Raw genomic sequence first — 16,638 nt, 5'->3', positions numbered from 1 at the left:
GATTCTCCTACTAACTGCCGATTTGAATGACGTCATCAAGATTGATACTGACATCACCATCCAAATTCAAAATTACGCCCTGACCACTACCGGCCAAGCTGACACTTCCAACATGACGATTAACGGCAGTGTTAAGCTGAACGCCTTCGCCGTTTAGTTCGCCAGTGGCACTGATAACATATTCACCGGGTGCCATCTGGTTTCCATGTTTATCTTTGCCATCCCACTCAAACTCAATGTTGCCGGCACTTTGTGTTCCTGCATCAATGGTTTTAATAACCTCACCGAACTGGTTCTCAATGCTAATCGTCATGTTTTGAACAGTTTTCTCGTTTACGATGACGCCAGAGAGCCCTTCACCTTCGTTCGCCATATAACCGACATTACCTTGAACTAGCACGTTCTGTCCGATGAGACTCGATGCCTGCAGTGCTTGATTAGATGTCATTGAAGCCGCAAACGATTCGAATTTCTCGTTAAGCTGGGAGATGCCGTCAGCCATCGTAAATGACGTCATCTGGGCCACCATCTGATCGTTATCAACCGGTGCCGTAGGATCCTGATTGGCAAGCTGTTCCGTCAACATCGAAAAGAAATCTTCTTGGGTTAGCTGCTGCTCGGTACCATCGGCAACTTTTACAGTTTCTTCCTGCCAGTACAGGTCCGTATTTAAGCCGGTGTTATTTATGGTGTTCACTGATTAATCCTCACATTATTCAAGCGGCAAATTACTGCCCTTGACCTAACTGAAGTACGCGGCGGAAGATTCGTTTGGTGGTATCCGCTACCTGTACGTTTGTTTCATACGCTTTAGACGCAGACATCATATTCGCCATTTCTTCTACAATATTGACGTTAGGTTTGTAGATATAGCCCTCTTCGTCTGCCATTGGGTTATTAGGCGCATATTCCACCTGAAGTGGAGCATCACTTTCCACTATGCCCTTAACCTGAACACCTGCGCCCTTCGACTGATCTCGCATAGCGTCTTGTAATGCCGTGGCAAAAACAGGGTGGCGAGCTCGGTAGGTTTCGTCATAGCTGCTGCTTACCGAGTTTGCATTAGCAATATTACTCGCCGTGGTATTAAGGCGAACATTTTCCGCCTCCATACCCGTACTCGAAATTTGCATTACGTTAAATAAACTCATGACTATTGACCTCCTGAGCTAAGTGCTTTTTTCATGCCTTTAATTTTTCCATTTAAAAATTCAAGGCTTGCTTGGTAGCGCAATCCATTGTCTAAAAACCGGTTTCTTTCCGCTTGGACTTCTACCGTATTACCGTCGCCGGTATCCGGTTGGGTGGGTACGCGGTACTGCATGTCAAAATTTGCCGCAACAGACGAAGAGTTGCCGCCTAGGTGGCGTTCATTTGTCCTTACCAATCCGGAAGAAGCATGTTGTTTGGTTCCACTAGATGCTTCGCTCATTGCCGACTGCATGGCTTTGTTAAAATCAATATCTCTGGCTTTGTAACCAGGGGTATTTGCGTTAGCTAGATTCCCCGAAATAACCTCCATACGCTCTGTGCGTATCTTCAGTGCTGACTCGTGAAAGCCCACCAGCTTATCTAGGTTAATAGCCATAACATGACCTCTGACATACTTTAAAAACGTTTCGTGTTGACAAGCTAAACGGAACTATAAGGGTTTAACTTTTGCCGTTTTACTGTCGTTTGTTTGAATAGTTAGCAAGGCAGATGCCACAATGGGTTTTTGACGGAAGGTATAAAGGTCAGTAAGTCGGCTTGAGTTACAAAAAAGTTTATTTATCAAGCCGATAAGTTAGATCATTTTTTTTGGTAGTAAAGGCCAGGGTGGCACTTCACCATGCTATAGATATCACTGGCAGCACTTATAGACTCTGATGCGCCAAGAAATAGAACGCCGTTAGGCTGCAGTTGTCCGGCAATTTGTTGCAGGATCCGTTGCTTTACTTCTGCTGAAAAGTAAATCAACACGTTGCGGCAAAACACAATATCAAACCGACCGAGCGCGGCATAACTTGTAAGCAGGTTTAAACTCCTAAAGCTTACCATACGGCGAACCTCAGGCTTCACCTGCATAAGTCCCTTTTCGTTTTGTTGGAAAAAAGCTTGTCTTCGCTGTGGAGATAACCCTCTGGCAAGAGACAACTCGTCGTAAATGCCAGCTTCGCACTTTTGCAACATCTCAGATGACAAATCAGTAGCGACAATTTCAACGCCCGCTCTAAGAGCCCCCGGGCGTTGACGCTGAAATTCAAGCACGGACATAGCAATGGAATAAGGTTCCTGTCCAGATGAACACGCAGCACTCCAAATACGGATCTTCTGATGTTTCGTTGATAGGGACGGCAATAATTCTTTTATTAGAAGATCAAAGGGATAATTATCGCGAAACCATAATGTTTCGTTAGTTGTCATCGCGTCTATAACGCTTTGTAACAAAGCTCTATCAAAACCGCGTACAACAACATCAATGAGTTCGTCTGCAGACTCGTATTTATGCTTAAAAAGCAACGAAGCCAAACGACTACGGACGAGATATTGTTTATTCTCTCCCAACACTATGCCGCATTGCTTTTCTAGAAACTCTCTGAACTTGAAGTAGCTCGCAGGCGAAACGTCTTTATTAGCCAATCCTTTTTTGCTCCGTTACTCGCACTCAGCCATGAGCCATTTTTGTACAGCAACAGCAAGCTCATCGGGGTGAAACTTAGCTATAAAATCATCCGCCCCAACTTTCTGTACCATAGCTTGGTTGAATACACCACTTAACGAAGTATGCAACACAACATGTAACTTTTGTAACTCAGGCGTATTTCTTATCTCCGCAGTGAGGGTATAACCGTCCATTTCCGGCATTTCAATATCCGAGACTAATACACCAACGCGGTTGGTCACATCACCGTACTCTTCGGCAATTTCTTTAAGTCGGTTGAGTGCTTCAAGGCCATTTTTAGCCAGTTCAATTTCAAGACCAAGCGATGTAAGCGCTTTTTTAACCTGATTTCTCGCTACTGCCGAGTCATCAGCAATAAAGATGATTTTGTTCTCTTGCCCTTCAGTAGTTAGTCCTTCAGCGACATCCGAGCTGACCTCAGCATTTAGCGGAGAAATCTCGTTTAGAATTTTCTCTACGTCGAGTATTTCAATGAGTTCGTTTTCTACCTCAGTGACTGCAGTCAAATAACTGGCCCGCCCTGTACCCTGCGGCGGCGGCATGATGGCATCCCAGTTAGTGTTAATGATGCGTTCAACAGCGCCTACCAAAAAGCCTTGGACAGAACGGTTGTACTCAGCAATTACGATAAACGCGTTAGAGAGGTCTTCAATTTTACGACCACGTGTAGCCATGCTCAGGTCGATAACCGAAATCGTCTGGCCTCGAATGTGTGCTACACCGCGAACCAACGGGTTTAATTTTGGCATTGCAGTAAGCGGCGGACATTGAAGCACCTCACGTACTTTAAACACGTTAATACCAAACCGTTGACGACCGTTCAGTCTAAACAGCAACAACTCTAAGCGATTCTGCCCAACAAGCTGTGTTCGCTGGTTTACCGAATCTAAAATCCCCGACATAGGTCACCTCTAAGTAATACTGGGCATGATCATTGCCTCTCATAGTAAAGATAGACAATATCATTAAATTTTTGCAGGTCAAACGACAGAAAAATGACGCCTATGGTTAATTTAAGCTTCACACGCATTTCAGCGTAACCCGCTAGATGAGCCGCTGTTGAAGCTTTCTAAGCAAACCTTTGAAGTTTATTTTGCCGCCAAACCTGATATTCACAAACATGTATTTTATTAAGCATAGTCAATAACTCGCAAACTGAACACGAAAAGTCATGATGGAAAAGATAAACAACAAAATGCGGATTACATTCTATCGCTCGTTCACCAGCTTAGTGCTCGGTTTACTTAGCGCACAATGTTATGGGGCAACGACTAACCATCAGCGAGTTGAAGAAGGTGCCAAGCAGTATTTGATAAATCAACTCACTGATACTTCGCAGGATACTAACATTGATGTCGACATTGTGAAGATAGACGATAGGATAAATATTCCTGACTGCCCAACGGGCTTTCAATACAACGCATCGCAGGAAGCACTTAGCCAATCTTACATATCAGTGAGAGTAAGCTGTAAGAACAATGAATGGTATTTGTTTACTAGCGGACAGGTAACGCGCACCAAGGAAATTGTAGTCACTCAAGGCGCAATAAGTCCGGGAACTGTTTTAACGTCATCTAATTTAACCCTGGCAAAAGTTGACGTACGACGGTTACGGCATACTGCATTTACCGATGTAGCTTCATTGATTGGAGCTAGAATGAAGCGTCGTATTACCGGTGGTCAAGCTATACAGTCAAATATGCTATGCTTTGTATGTAAAGGCGATAGAATAACGATTACCGCAGAGGTTGCAGGAATGGAAGTTAAGACGGCAGGAATAGCGCAGCAAGATGGCGTAGTTGGCGATAACATAAAGGTGATTAATGCCAGTAGCCAGAAGGCCGTAATTGCCAGAGTCGCAAGCCCTGAAGAAGTCGTGATACACTTATAAAAGTGAGCGTAAAATATCTACTGTTTTGTTTCCAATTTAGCTAAAGATATTAGCCTAGAGGCCGATATATATCACAGAGGCAAAATAGTAGTGAGGACTAAATATGGCAATTAACAATATAAACAATGGGTTACCTAAAACACCCGTTGATAACGGGAAAGTTGCGCAGCAAAATCAGACGCAACAATCTCAACAACAAGCTTCAGCGCAGTCGGCACAAACAGCTCCAGCTCCAAGACAGGACTCGGTTTCATTGACGCAATCTGCTCAGCAGTTGAATCAAGTTCAAAAGAAAGGGTCTGAAGCACCTGTGAACCAAGAGAAAGTGGACCGTCTTAAAAAAGCGATTCAAAGTGGTGAGTACAAGGTTAATCCTGAAGTGCTTGCTAATAAAATCTCGAAGCTAGAATCCGAGATTTTTGGTACTAAATAATTCGGCACTAAATAATCTGGTGTCAAATAACTAGTTAGAATTTATCAGACACGTTCAATGAGACAAGTATAGTGACAGAACAAGTAAGCCAGTTAACACAAGCATTATCACGTCAAGTGGAACAAATGACTTCACTTGCGTCGCTGCTTGAAAAAGAACTGCAGCTTATTAGCTCGCGTGACGCTGAATCTTTGATGAACTTGTTAGACGAAAAAACAGCCCTTCTGGGTTCTATTCAATCGCTGGATGCAACGATTGAAGACGCTATCGACAACGAAAATGCGATGTCGGAAGACGATGAAGCATTAATGGTTGAGGCAAAGAAGCTTCTTGAAGATTGCAAATATCGAACACAGGTTAATCAAAAAGCCGTAGAGCAAGGACAGCTACGCCTCACACACTTGCGGAATTTGATGATGGAAGTTCGAGCAAAAGAATCACTTACTTACGACAAAAAAGGGAAGCCAAAAGGCGGAACTTTAGGTGCCGGAGTGAGTGCTTAAGCGTTTACGCCGCATTTTAACGTCGCGGAGTACTAATCGCTTCGGCAGGCAATCTCACTTCCTTATTACGCACCTTTATATACTTTCTTTCGATGTTGTTGGTGCGACCCTCCTTTGGGTTTTCTTCTAGTAATACTTTACATCTTTCACTCGGCGCGGCTTAGCAGTCGACAAATAAATATCGTAGACTTGCTGCATATCTAAAGAAAGCTCAGTTACGTAAGTATCTTTCCCAACGGGATAGGTTTTAACGACCTCGGCGCCTCTTATTACTCCTTCCACAGACGCGCGTAACGTTTCACTGTCAACAACAAGGCGTGATACAGACTGACTACCTTCTATTTTTTGACCGTATACCTGCTCGGTCAACTCTCGGTATGCATCTAATTTTGACGCTTTCATCGCCATTATTAGCTTCATACTGTCAGACTCGCCTTTTTGCGATGAAATCGGTGCGTAACCAACCGCCTTTAAAACAGGGTAAGTTTCAGGCTCAACGGTTTCCCATTCGACGTGCTTATCGATAATGCCACATCCACTCAAAGAAACTGCCAGGCCAAACATAGAAGACCGCAAAAGTAGCTTTGAATTTTTTAGTCTATTCAACCACATAATTTAAAACCTCTGTGTGCATTAATAACGACTTAGTGACGTCTGATTGTTTACTTTCATTACCTATGTAGGCTAATAACCTTTGAGCAAAGCGTTATGAGGCGACTAAACTTTCATAACACATTTTGCAGTTTTAGACCTTGGTTAGAAGGAAATAAGCAATATATGCGCCCGTTTGCTTTTAAAGATAGCTTCCCACTTTAATTGGCACTTTTTTCGCATAGAACTCGCGTAGGTCTCGCATTGATTACGACATTATTTAATCGCAATAACTAAACAACCACAGAGGTGTCACGTGCGACAAGCAAGCAAAACAACGCTAATGGCATGTTTAAGCAGAGCAATGGCCGCTGTTTGCCTACTTAGCCTAATCGCTGGGCAAGCCCATGCCGTTTGGTATGAAGCCACTGGACAGGCTGTGGTAATGAACGGTAACAAGGAAGCAGCAAAACGCGCAGCAACACAGGATGCGCTCAAACAAGCTATGTTATTTGCTGGGGCGTCAGTGCAAAGTGTAGCCAAACTAACTAATGGGCTTCTGAAAAACGAAGAGATGACAATTAGTTCAACGGGCGAAGTCGAACAGTTAGAGCTCGTCAGCGAAACTTATAACGGTGATGTAGTCACAGTTAGTGTACGTGCAGACATCTTTCCTAGAGGGGAAGTATGCTCAGCACAGCAGGACCAAAAGCACTTTGCCACTACTCACTTTAGAATAAGAAACAGAACACAACTGACTGAAGGAAATATTCCACACTTTGATAAGGCGTTTACGCAGCGTTTAGCTAAGGCAATGCAAGAACAGACAGACAATCTCAGTATTACTTACGTTGCTCCCCATACTGCAAAGTTTGATAGCCGTTATACCGACAAAAACGTACGTACACTATCAGATCAAAGTAACACGCAATTCGTTATTGTCGGGGTTATTGATGATTTAAGCGTTACACAAAAAGAAGCATCCATGTTTACACCATGGCGAAGCAACACTTCACACCGTGCTTTTGCAATGTCTGTACAAGTTTATGACGGAATAAACGGCGGCCTATTGTTCAGTTCCTCTTACAATGCTAATGAAGAGTGGACGTTTGACAGATTTGAAGACATTGATGAATTTTCGTCATCCTTTTGGCAATCACGCTACGGTCGGGCGATTGATGGCTCAATCAGCCAATTAATAGAGGATATTAAAGAAGCGACAGCCTGCCAACCTGTTACGGGTCGCGTTATCAACATTGCGAACAACAAAATTTCGATATCTCTTGGGCGAGATAATGGCATATCTGAAAAAGATGAACTATACCTTTATCAGGCCAAAGAGGTGGTCGATAATCGCGGTAGAAAATATCTTCAATATACACTCTACCCCGGTACATTTATTGTTGATAGTGCATATGGCAATTCGTCTGTGGTAGTCAACGCTACATCGGGAATTACTGCGAATATTCAGGAAAACGATTTTGTAGTTAAGAAGTAAATTAGCTTTCACTTTATCAAATGTAAGTCACTGGCGTTGGGGAAACAGGGTTGGAATATCAACAAACCCGTGTTATACCTATAACTACGTATAGTATCTAATACTTAAACTTCAGATAGAGATAAGTACTCTCTCTTATACTTTAGTATGACCTACATAATAAAAATATGACCCTTTCTCTGTTTGCGTCGCACTGCTTAGCATTAGTAGCCTTGCTACTGGCTGGACAACAACTGAGGGATCACTATGTCATCGAGTTTCCAAAGCTCGAACAGGAAGTTAAAAATAATTTTGGAGCTGACAAAGCCTTACATGTCAGTGCGCTAGAAACTAAACTTCACGACCTTGAAAATAAGGCTGTTAAAGAGCAGCTAATCGGTGTAAACGCTTTCTTTGACGAGCATATCCAGTACGCTACCGACGATATCGTATTCAAACAAAAAGACTATTGGGCCACGCCTTCGGAACTTTTTGGTCATTCTCGCGGAGATTGTGAGGATTATGCCATTGCAAAATACGTAGCTCTGCTACACTTAGGTATCGATAGTTCTAAACTTCGCCTAATTTATGTAAAAGCGAAAATTGGTAGAAGCCGAGTAACGCAAGCACATATGGTACTAGGATACTATGATTCCCCTTCATCGGATCCTTTGGTGCTAGATAGCTTAGTGTCTAATGTGTTGCCAGGTTCTCAACGGACGGACTTAATTCCTGTATTCAGTTTTAATGATTCGGGTATTTGGCAGCCGGGTAAAACTGCACAAGTTTCTTCGTCTACCAGCAGACTATCAAGGTGGCGTGATGTTATTGAGCGCATGAAGCAGGAGGGGATTAGCAGAAGGTCTTAGGAGTTTATGTCAATAACAAGAGAATTATGGCTAGCCATTGTAGTCGTCGTCCTTGTTGCAATTGTAGGTAGTGTCACAATTCATGGAATAACTACCAAGCAATACGTAGAAGAACAGCTATATTCAAAAAACTTAGACAACGCGAGTATGCTTGCTCTTACCCTAAGTGGGCTTGATAAAGACCCTGTTTCGCTCGATCTCTTCATAATGTCACAATTTGACATTGGTCACTACGCTTCCATTGTACTTCAAAAATCTGACGGTGAAATCGTTTCTGAATACACTCATGAAGTGCAGTTGGACGAAAATACGCCAAAGTGGTTTTCAGATAACTTTTCTCCCATAGTCAAACCCGGTATCGCCCAAGTAAGCGAAGGTTGGGGTCAATACGGTACGGTTTATGTCGAAACAGATACCAGCTTTGCCGTTGCATCAATGTGGCGCGCCACTAAACGACTTATTTTTGGTTTATCACTGGTCGGCATATTTTCAGGCTTTTTAGGGGGCTGGGCACTGCGCTATATTATCAGGCCTTTAGACGGTGTTGTGCGCCAAGCTGAATCATTTCAGCAAATGCAATTTATCCAGCTAAAAGAGCCTCGTACATTAGAACTTAAGCGTGTAGTGCGCGCTATGAACTTTCTTGCTACTAACTCTAGAAAGATCATGGATGAAGAGAATACGCGCCTTGATCTTATGCGCTACAAAACACAATTTGATGACGAATCTGGTGTAGCAAATAGGGATTATTTCATCTCAATTCTAAAAGGGCAGCTAGCTTTTAGAGACACTGAAGGTGTGAACTGCCTTTTCTTCGTCAGATTTACCGAAGGCAAAGGCTTTTTGCGCTCACCGGCAAATATCAGAAAAAAGCGTATTCAAGATTTTGTTGAAGAAATTAACGATTGCCTTGCGTTACATCATCATCAATTTACTGACAGCCGAATTGCTAGAATGCAAAAAAACGAGTTTGCTATTTTGCTTACTGAAACCCATGATGCCGTAGCTATATCTGAAGCGGTTCATGGCGCCTGCCTAAGTGCATTCAGCGAAGTTGGCGATCCCAAGGTATTTCAGTCTGTTGTTAAACTTCGCCCAGATGATAGTTTCTCTGCTTTACTAATGCGTGCAGATGCGATGATTGATGAAGCAGAACTACTAGATATGGATGAACCCTTTATCGAGTCGACCCTTAAAGAATTTATTAGCTTGGTAGAGCAAAAACGCTGGGAAAAAGAGTTACAAAATACTATTGACGAATGTGGTGTAGAAACCTTTAACTTCCCGGTTTTAGATATTGACCGCAATTTGGTTCACTATCAGAGTTGGGCGGGCGTTACAATAGATGGTGAACTAAGAAAAAGTGGTTATTATACCCATTGGGCTCGCTATCTCGGGCTTCTACCCCAATTAGAGCTAACAACGATTACTAGCCTGATCAACTATATTAATAACACTAAAACAAACTCAAAATTTGCGTTTCTCTGTTCTGAGCAGTTCATGCTCAACCCAGAGGTTCTTGCTCAACTTTATTATCAAATCGGTACCAACGAAAAGGCAGCGAAACAGTTGTGTTTTGAGGTGCGAGAATCTACCGCGACTCGCTTCCCTGATGAGTTTAGAGATTTTTGTACAACCCTAAAAGCCAAAGGTTGCGAAGTGGGCTTGAAGCGAGTTGGAGAATCTTTCTCGCAACTGTTGAACGTGCAGGAAATGGGTTTAGATTATGTAAAAATCGATTCAGCGTTTATGGCAGATATCGATTTCAACCCTGCCAATCACGCCTTCATACGTGGCTTCTGCTCCCTTGCACATACTTTTGGCATAAAGGTCTATGCAGACGGCGTAAAGCGTTCAGATTACCAAGAACTGTTTATTGAATTAGGGATAGACGGTGTGGTCTCGCATATTGAAGTTATAGAGCATCTTTTAGATGACTAAACTCACCTATACGAAGCAATAAACTTATCCGGTCTTTCGCTTCAAACTTGTGAAGGAGCGTACCCACATATTCTTTAACGGTACGCTCAGTAATACCATGCTCTCTTGCTATCTCTTTGTTACTTAACCCTTCCAAAATACCATTCAATACATCTTTTTCTCGGTTTGTGAGCCCTTGCAATGAGGGTAGAACCCGCTTCGTTTGCATATTAGCGGCTATATTTGATGTGGTCTGTGTTAATAATTCATTGGGCAACCACATTCCTCCCGCTTCTATAACACGGGCTACAGAAGATAGTAGAGATTGGGTTCCTAATGCATGACAATATGCTCTAGCGCCTAACATCAACGCCGTTTGCATTTCTGTCCGGTCATATTTGTAAGTTAGCAGTACAAGGTTGTTAACTTTTTGTTTGGCCTCTATTAGCTGTTGACGCCAGCTATCATCAGTTGTCAAAACCCAAACGCAATCGCTCTCATCACACTCCAACTGAGTGACACTACTATAACTGGACCAAGTGTAGTGAGTCAGTGCACCTTGTAGGTCTTTTTCAGCAATGAAATGTCTCATTAACGCTCCCTCAGCGCAGAGGCTGTCACATTAAACAAGGGCGATAAAATATAGTTAAGTACAGTTTTCTTACCTGTCAAAATGTCGACTTGCACAATCATACCTGGCAAAATATCTAGAGACTCATCGGCAATACTGCGCTTTGTTTCTAGCCTTACAAGGTAGTAGGTTTCATCTTTTTCATTGGTGATAGCATCTGCGCTAATGTGCTGAACTTCAGCCGTCATTCCGCCATAAATGGTAAAGTCGTATGCACTAAATTTCAGAATGGCCGGCTGCCCTTCTCTTATAAATGCGATATCCTTTGGTGAAACTTTTGCCTCGACAATGAGCTGATCATCTTGAGGTACTAGCTCGACTACGGCGCTACCAGGTGTAATAACGCCGCCAACCGTGTTGATGAGTAGCCGTTGAACCGTTCCATTGATAGGCGAACGCAAATCTGCTTGCGATACTACATCTTCCAGACTGGTTTGAGACTGCTGTAGCATAGCCATTTCACCAGTCGCATCGGTCAATTCTTGATTCCATCGATTAACTAGCTTGAGGCGAGCTTCTTCCTTCTTAATAATTTCTTCTTCAATAGCATTTAACCCACGCTCTATTGCCACTTTAGATTTGCTAATGTTGCCTTCAAGCTCAACAATTTGTCTTTCTAATCGAAGAATTTCGATTTCAGACACTGCCCCTGATGCTAACAATGGCTTAGTCACCGCCAGCTCTTTTTTAGAAAGCGTCAGCACATTTTGATATTGGGATAGATTAGCTCGCTCTTCTTCAACATCTTGTCGGCGTTGTAAAATGCGAGAGTCAGAACCTGCCGCGATTTCATCAAGCTCAGCTAAATTCGAGTTATAGAGTTTTCTCTCATTATCAACGATGGTAGGCGCTTCTTCTTGAAGCTCTCGGTTAAACCGCAACACCTCGCCCTGGGTGAGCGCAGATAAGCGCTGCACCTTTGCCGCAAGAGCTGCAAATTGCGTGGTATTTTCTTCTAAACTGGATAGGAAACGCGTGGGGTCAACTTTCAACAGCACCTGCCCCGCTTCAACGGTTTGTCCTTCACGTACTAAGATTTCCTGTACTATCCCGCCATCGTATGACTGAAGCACCTGCAGCTGCTGTGACGGAATCACCTTCCCATCACCTTTAGCCACTTCGTCAATCTCAGCGAAATAAGACCACACCACTAACAAAAACAGTACTATTAGCACGACATAGAGCAGGCCACGGGCTTTTACCGGCGTTTGCATAATGCGCGACCATTCCGCTTCTAACACCCAATCTTGACCTGGGGGCGGCGCGAGCCAGCCTCGCATTAGCCGCTGTAACCAGTCCTTTTTTTCACCATCACTTTTCAAAATCATGGTGCCCTCTTCAATACTTGACTGGGTTGTCTAAACTGCACTAGTACCTCTTCCTTTTTACCATCGGCAATCACTTTTCCGTTTTCTACAACAATGACCCGTTCTACCAAATCGAGTAATGTGGTTCTGTGTGTATTAATAATAAGAGTTTTACTAGCCGTCGCCGCCTTAATCGTTTCCTTCATCTGTGCTTCATTAGTTGAGTCCATGGCTGAAGTTGGTTCATCCATAATATAGATTGCTGGGTCTCGCACTATGGCCCTTGCCATCGCCACAGCCTGACGCTGCCCACCCGACAGCAAGCAGCCACGCTCCCCCACATTTTGCTCTATGCCACTCGCACTTCCATTAACTAGCTTTGCCAAGCCGCATTGGGTAATGACTTCCCAAAACTCAGCCTCGTCAATATGTGTATCCTCTGGCAAAATATTGTCTTTTAATGAGCCGTGAAAAAGGCTCACATCTTGCGGTACATAGCCTATTTGTTTACGTAACAGCGTTGGGTCATACTGCTGAAGGTCTATCCCATCCAACAAAAGTTGTCCCGATTCGGGGCGATAAAAAGCCATAAGAAGCTTGTTTAACGTTGACTTTCCGCACCCGTTTTTACCCAAAATAGCAACGTGTTCCCCTTGTTTAATAGAGAAGTTAATGTCTTTTAACGCGAGTACGGTTTCATCTGGGTACTTGAAGCAAAGCTGGCTAGCGTCAATATTCCCTTTTAGCACGACATTGTTTTTAATCTGTTTATTGCTACCTGTTTCACTTGGTAAAGACATAATGTCATCAAGGGCATTCTTTGCGGTTTCAGCGTGATGGAATTGCGCAAGCAATGCGGCAGCCTGAGAAACCGGCCCCATAGCTCGGCTTGATAATAAATAAGCGGCTATTAGCCCACCTTGTGTTATCACGCCCTCAATAATGAGGTAAACACCAGTGAGGATAATAACCACACCCACAGATTGCTGGATCCAGAGCGCAGCGTTATTAACCGACATTGATACTAAACGTAGTTTGGCGTTGACTTTGGCAAGAAATATCGTCTGCTTTTCCCACGCACTTTGATTTCTACTTTGATAACCAAACGCTTTAACGTCCTCTAATGACGTTACGCTTTCAGTCACAAGCGAGCTTTTACGAGAGCTGATTTCCATCGATTCTTCAGAAAGAGAACGCATTACCCGCTGCGCCTTCATCGCATAAAGAAAAAGCGCAGTAGCACCAATGAGTATTGGAATGATCAGATAAAAATCAATCATGGCGATAATGACTACGAAAAGTAGCCCAAAGGGTAAATCAACCAGCGCCACTAAAGTGACTGAACCGAAGAACTGCCGAATACTTTCAAAAGACTGTAGGCTATTTATAAATGAACCACTTTTAGCAGGCTTGCTCGCTAAATTTATAGACAGCACTTTTTCCATTATTTTCGCCGATAGCGTGACATCTAATCGACTCGCCGCCAACTCTACAAAATACTGTCTAAGCATGCGCAATAAAAAATCTGCGGCTAGCACAAGTAAAACGCCAATAGCGAGTGCCCACATGGTTTCTAGCGCAGCATTTGGCACTACCCTATCGTAAACATTCATTACGAACAGGGGTAATGCGATAGAAAGCAAACTGATAAAAACGGACGCTAAAAGAACGTCGCGATACAAACCTTTTGCCGTTCTCATGGATGACCATAACCAATGCCCTACTGATGACTTATCAATTTGAGCATTGGTTTCTTGTGCATTCATCTCGGGGCGAGCAAAAATAACATACCCTGTATAGCTAGCACTTAGCTCATCTCTTGGTACTTCGACTACAGCATCATCGAGTTCCGGGTATGAAACTCTGGCATGGGTTTTATCAAGCCCATGTAGAACGCAGGCTTGCTTATCACTTAGCACTAAAACGGCGGGTAAAATTGCAGTGTTGATATGGTCTAGCTCGCGTTTTACTGTTCTACTGGCGAGCCCCGCTCGTTTTGCTGCGCGCTCAAATCCGGTAGGCGATAGTTCACCGCGGTCTAAAGGCAGTCCGCTAAGCAAGCTAACTCGAGATACATCTAAATGATGGGCGTGACAGATTGTTATTAAACAATCCATCAACACTCCCCCTTGTCTCTCCAAATAAGATATGTCGTCTACGACCTTCTTTTCCTTCATATAGGCCTACACATCACTATTCGTTAGTAGGAAGCTGGATAATAGCCGCTTCAATTCTGCGATTTCGAGCATTCGCTTCATCTGATTCTTCATCAATCAGTGGACGACTCTCTCCATAACCAACCGCAGTAATTCTTCTTGCTTCTATATTGGCTTTGGCCATCAGCAACGACGCAACTGCCTTTGCTCTGCGTTCAGACAAGCGCTGGTTGTATGCCGCATCGCCATCTAAAGAAGCATGGCCGTGAATGATGACACCAGAATTAGCGTCACTATTAAGCGCATCGATAACCTCTTGAAGGGAGTTCTCATATTCAGGTAAAACCTCGGTAGAATTAGAGGCAAACTCAATGTTTACATTAAACGACTCTATTATATTTGCGTTGTCCAAAGTGAAGTCTGCAGCACTTGGTTCTGGTGCCAATTCAGGCTCTTTCGCTTCACAGCCAAAGTCATCGACCATAGCGCCAGGTGTTGAATCTATGCAGTCATCCCATAAATCAACAATGCCGTCTCCATCAGAATCGCGCTTTAATATATTCAGTTCATCTTCAAAGTTCGTGCGAATTACAGGGCATACATAATTAGGGTCGTAGCTAATTTTTTCTTCAGCTTTACTTAGTACATCAGGCACGCCCTCTTTAGTAATGCCTAGTGTTTGCGCTAAGCTTCCCGATGCTGCAAGCAGTCTTACACGCGCTTTTTCTAGCGTATACTGGGCTTCTAAGTACGCACGACTCGATTCGTAGTACTCATTTTCTGAATCGAGTAAATCCAGTAGTGATCGTTCTCCTATAGTAAATTGGTCCATATAGGCAGATTTCACACGGTCTGAAGATAAGCGGTGAGCATTCAGTGAAGGTAGCTGCTCGGATATATTGATAATGTCGTTGTAAGCAATTTGTACCGTTTGTCTCATATCGATACAGGCTTTATCCCGTAAATCTTTTGCTAAGTCTACTTGCGACAATGCTTGTCGAATCGCCGCGCTATCCGACCCACCGTTATACAAGTTATAAGAAAAATTTACGCCGACACTCGCCTCGGTAATGGTGTTATTCAATGCAGCTTGGTCTCGTGTTTGCGCACCATAACTTGCGGTCAAATTAACCTGAGGATGGTAGAGACTCTTTGCACTATCGACCGCATAACGCTGCGCATCTATGTTATAAATAGCAGCATTAAATTGTGGATTAGTACCATACGCGCTAGTAAGTAAAGATTGTATATCTGTGACGTTTGCATCAACGAAAGCAGAGTTTATTGATACTGACTGTAGGTTTTGAGCAGGCTTTTCACCCACCAACCGCAAAAAGCGTGCGGTAACATCGTGCAAATTCGATAGCTCAGTAAGCACGTTAGACTCGGCAAGGGAAAGACGACCGCTAATTTGCTCTAAGTCAGCTCTACGACCTACTCCAGCCTCAACGCTTTCTTCAATTTGTTTGAACACATCAACATGAGTAATCAGGTTTTCTTCAGCAAGCTTCAAAAGCTCTCGAAACAACTGAACATCCATATAAGCAAGGGCGGTATCTAATGACTTCTGCTCAATTTCGCCCATTAGTTCAAAAAACCGTACAACTTGTGCTTGCTTAAAACGCTTCACCTCACTGCTTGTTAAAAAACCGTCATATAACATCTGGGTGAGGGTGATTTGAGCAGTATGGCCCATGTATTCTCGTTCTAAGCCATAATTTCTATCGGTGTACGCGCTCGACGCCAATACATCGACCTGTGGGCGAAAACCGCCTCTCGCGATGTCGACATCTGACATAGCCACTTGAAGTTGACGCCAACTGGCTTGTACTTCCGGATTTTCGTTTACTACCTTGCGTACATAGTCTTCCAAATTAACCGACAAATCGTTACTTCCATTGCTCTGCGCTGCGGCAATATCAGCAAGCAAAGCGACCGACAACCCAAGCATAGCCTTGGACAGCACTGTTTTCATCGACATCATATTTACATCTCATAATTTTAAGAATCTAAACGACATTTGTTTCGTCTCTTATCCCTAAAACATAGTCGCCATATGTATTTCTGCAAATCTAGCAACTTACAAATAGACTAATTATTAATAAATTAGGGGTAACTACCTAGTCTTATACCAAAGAACAAAGACTCTCCGTACCACGGTCCGGTAACCGAATGTAAATCCTCTGCTACGCTTT

At 43.4% G+C, this 16,638-nt stretch carries 16 protein-coding genes; 6 read left to right on the top strand and 10 right to left on the bottom strand.

What is annotated here, in order from left to right:
* Positions 1-10: 10 nt before the first annotated feature.
* The 5 genes from flgD to ACXAFM_RS14005 all read right to left on the bottom strand — a co-directional run bounded on the left by flgD (position 11) and on the right by ACXAFM_RS14005 (position 3,567).
* Positions 11-697, bottom strand: a complete 687-nt coding sequence (gene flgD, locus ACXAFM_RS14025; protein ID WP_474831633.1) for a flagellar hook assembly protein FlgD — start codon at positions 695-697, stop codon at positions 11-13.
* A gap of 31 nt (positions 698-728) precedes the next feature.
* The gene (flgC, locus tag ACXAFM_RS14020) at positions 729-1,151 is read right to left on the bottom strand and encodes a flagellar basal body rod protein FlgC (RefSeq protein WP_118490030.1); all 423 of its coding nucleotides are present in this window, start codon (positions 1,149-1,151) and stop codon (positions 729-731) included.
* Between the two features lie 2 nt (positions 1,152-1,153).
* On the bottom strand, positions 1,154-1,588 hold the full coding sequence (gene flgB / locus ACXAFM_RS14015; protein ID WP_474808281.1) for a flagellar basal body rod protein FlgB: 435 nt from the start codon (positions 1,586-1,588) through the stop codon (positions 1,154-1,156).
* A gap of 203 nt (positions 1,589-1,791) precedes the next feature.
* Positions 1,792-2,622 (bottom strand): CheR family methyltransferase, encoded by an 831-nt coding sequence (locus ACXAFM_RS14010; RefSeq protein ID WP_474831637.1) that lies wholly within the window; start codon positions 2,620-2,622, stop codon positions 1,792-1,794.
* Positions 2,623-2,637: 15 nt separating this feature from the next.
* The gene (locus tag ACXAFM_RS14005) at positions 2,638-3,567 is read right to left on the bottom strand and encodes a chemotaxis protein CheV (RefSeq protein WP_474831640.1); all 930 of its coding nucleotides are present in this window, start codon (positions 3,565-3,567) and stop codon (positions 2,638-2,640) included.
* A 293-nt stretch (positions 3,568-3,860) separates the two neighbouring features.
* On the opposite strand from ACXAFM_RS14005, the gene flgA reads away from it, so the two are divergent.
* From flgA to flgN, 3 genes are all read left to right on the top strand, one after another.
* A complete protein-coding gene (gene flgA / locus ACXAFM_RS14000; RefSeq protein WP_474831642.1) occupies positions 3,861-4,556 on the top strand; it encodes a flagellar basal body P-ring formation chaperone FlgA in 696 nt (231 codons plus the stop codon).
* Between the two features lie 103 nt (positions 4,557-4,659).
* Positions 4,660-4,989 (top strand): flagellar biosynthesis anti-sigma factor FlgM, encoded by a 330-nt coding sequence (gene flgM / locus ACXAFM_RS13995; RefSeq protein ID WP_474831645.1) that lies wholly within the window; start codon positions 4,660-4,662, stop codon positions 4,987-4,989.
* A 71-nt stretch (positions 4,990-5,060) separates the two neighbouring features.
* Entirely contained in the window at positions 5,061-5,492 is a 432-nt protein-coding gene (gene flgN / locus ACXAFM_RS13990) for a flagellar export chaperone FlgN (protein WP_474831648.1), read from the top strand.
* A 126-nt stretch (positions 5,493-5,618) separates the two neighbouring features.
* On the opposite strand, the gene ACXAFM_RS13985 is transcribed toward flgN, so the two are convergent.
* Positions 5,619-6,104: an LPP20 family lipoprotein gene (locus tag ACXAFM_RS13985; protein ID WP_474831650.1), complete on the bottom strand. Its 486-nt coding sequence runs from the start codon at positions 6,102-6,104 to the stop codon at positions 5,619-5,621.
* A 295-nt stretch (positions 6,105-6,399) separates the two neighbouring features.
* On the opposite strand from ACXAFM_RS13985, the gene ACXAFM_RS13980 reads away from it, so the two are divergent.
* The 3 genes from ACXAFM_RS13980 (at position 6,400) to ACXAFM_RS13970 (ending at position 10,370) form a co-directional block, all read left to right on the top strand.
* Positions 6,400-7,581 (top strand): flagellar assembly protein T N-terminal domain-containing protein, encoded by a 1,182-nt coding sequence (locus ACXAFM_RS13980; protein WP_474831654.1) that lies wholly within the window; start codon positions 6,400-6,402, stop codon positions 7,579-7,581.
* Positions 7,582-7,748: 167 nt separating this feature from the next.
* Complete coding sequence (locus ACXAFM_RS13975) at positions 7,749-8,429, top strand: transglutaminase-like cysteine peptidase (RefSeq protein ID WP_179982619.1); 681 nt, start codon at positions 7,749-7,751, stop codon at positions 8,427-8,429.
* Between the two features lie 6 nt (positions 8,430-8,435).
* Positions 8,436-10,370 (top strand): bifunctional diguanylate cyclase/phosphodiesterase, encoded by a 1,935-nt coding sequence (locus ACXAFM_RS13970; protein ID WP_474831658.1) that lies wholly within the window; start codon positions 8,436-8,438, stop codon positions 10,368-10,370.
* Here ACXAFM_RS13970 and ACXAFM_RS13965 read toward each other — a convergent pair.
* The 4 genes from ACXAFM_RS13965 to ACXAFM_RS13950 all read right to left on the bottom strand — a co-directional run bounded on the left by ACXAFM_RS13965 (position 10,345) and on the right by ACXAFM_RS13950 (position 16,427).
* Positions 10,345-10,941 (bottom strand): response regulator transcription factor, encoded by a 597-nt coding sequence (locus tag ACXAFM_RS13965; RefSeq protein WP_474831660.1) that lies wholly within the window; start codon positions 10,939-10,941, stop codon positions 10,345-10,347. The genes ACXAFM_RS13970 and ACXAFM_RS13965 overlap by 26 nt on opposite strands.
* Positions 10,941-12,308 carry an HlyD family type I secretion periplasmic adaptor subunit gene (locus ACXAFM_RS13960; RefSeq protein ID WP_474831663.1) on the bottom strand — a complete coding sequence of 456 codons (1,368 nt, stop codon included), beginning with the start codon at positions 12,306-12,308 and terminating at the stop codon, positions 10,941-10,943. Before ACXAFM_RS13960 ends, ACXAFM_RS13965 begins: the two co-directional genes overlap by 1 nt.
* A complete protein-coding gene (locus tag ACXAFM_RS13955; RefSeq protein WP_474831665.1) occupies positions 12,305-14,404 on the bottom strand; it encodes a type I secretion system permease/ATPase in 2,100 nt (699 codons plus the stop codon). Before ACXAFM_RS13955 ends, ACXAFM_RS13960 begins: the two co-directional genes overlap by 4 nt.
* Positions 14,405-14,480: 76 nt before the next feature.
* On the bottom strand, positions 14,481-16,427 hold the full coding sequence (locus ACXAFM_RS13950; RefSeq protein WP_474831667.1) for a TolC family outer membrane protein: 1,947 nt from the start codon (positions 16,425-16,427) through the stop codon (positions 14,481-14,483).
* Positions 16,428-16,638 lie beyond the last annotated feature (211 nt).

Source organism: Alteromonas sp. ABD4_190, from assembly GCF_056160105.1.
The sequence above is the reverse complement of the archived record's forward strand: the minus strand, read 5'-3'. Positions and strand labels throughout refer to the sequence as shown.

Excerpts from the sequence above, each read along its gene's own strand:
- ACXAFM_RS13975 (WP_179982619.1), top strand. The coding sequence starts at position 7,749 with ATGACCCTTTCTCTGTTTGCGTCGCACTGCTTAGCATTAGTAGCCTTG.
- ACXAFM_RS13955 (WP_474831665.1), bottom strand. The coding sequence starts at position 14,404 with ATGGATTGTTTAATAACAATCTGTCACGCCCATCATTTAGATGTATCT.
- flgA (WP_474831642.1), top strand. The coding sequence starts at position 3,861 with ATGCGGATTACATTCTATCGCTCGTTCACCAGCTTAGTGCTCGGTTTA.
- flgM (WP_474831645.1), top strand. The coding sequence starts at position 4,660 with ATGGCAATTAACAATATAAACAATGGGTTACCTAAAACACCCGTTGAT.
- flgC (WP_118490030.1), bottom strand. The coding sequence starts at position 1,151 with ATGAGTTTATTTAACGTAATGCAAATTTCGAGTACGGGTATGGAGGCG.
- ACXAFM_RS13960 (WP_474831663.1), bottom strand. The coding sequence starts at position 12,308 with ATGATTTTGAAAAGTGATGGTGAAAAAAAGGACTGGTTACAGCGGCTA.
- ACXAFM_RS13985 (WP_474831650.1), bottom strand. The coding sequence starts at position 6,104 with ATGTGGTTGAATAGACTAAAAAATTCAAAGCTACTTTTGCGGTCTTCT.
- ACXAFM_RS14005 (WP_474831640.1), bottom strand. The coding sequence starts at position 3,567 with ATGTCGGGGATTTTAGATTCGGTAAACCAGCGAACACAGCTTGTTGGG.
- ACXAFM_RS13965 (WP_474831660.1), bottom strand. The coding sequence starts at position 10,941 with ATGAGACATTTCATTGCTGAAAAAGACCTACAAGGTGCACTGACTCAC.
- flgB (WP_474808281.1), bottom strand. The coding sequence starts at position 1,588 with ATGGCTATTAACCTAGATAAGCTGGTGGGCTTTCACGAGTCAGCACTG.
- ACXAFM_RS13950 (WP_474831667.1), bottom strand. The coding sequence starts at position 16,427 with ATGATGTCGATGAAAACAGTGCTGTCCAAGGCTATGCTTGGGTTGTCG.
- ACXAFM_RS13970 (WP_474831658.1), top strand. The coding sequence starts at position 8,436 with ATGTCAATAACAAGAGAATTATGGCTAGCCATTGTAGTCGTCGTCCTT.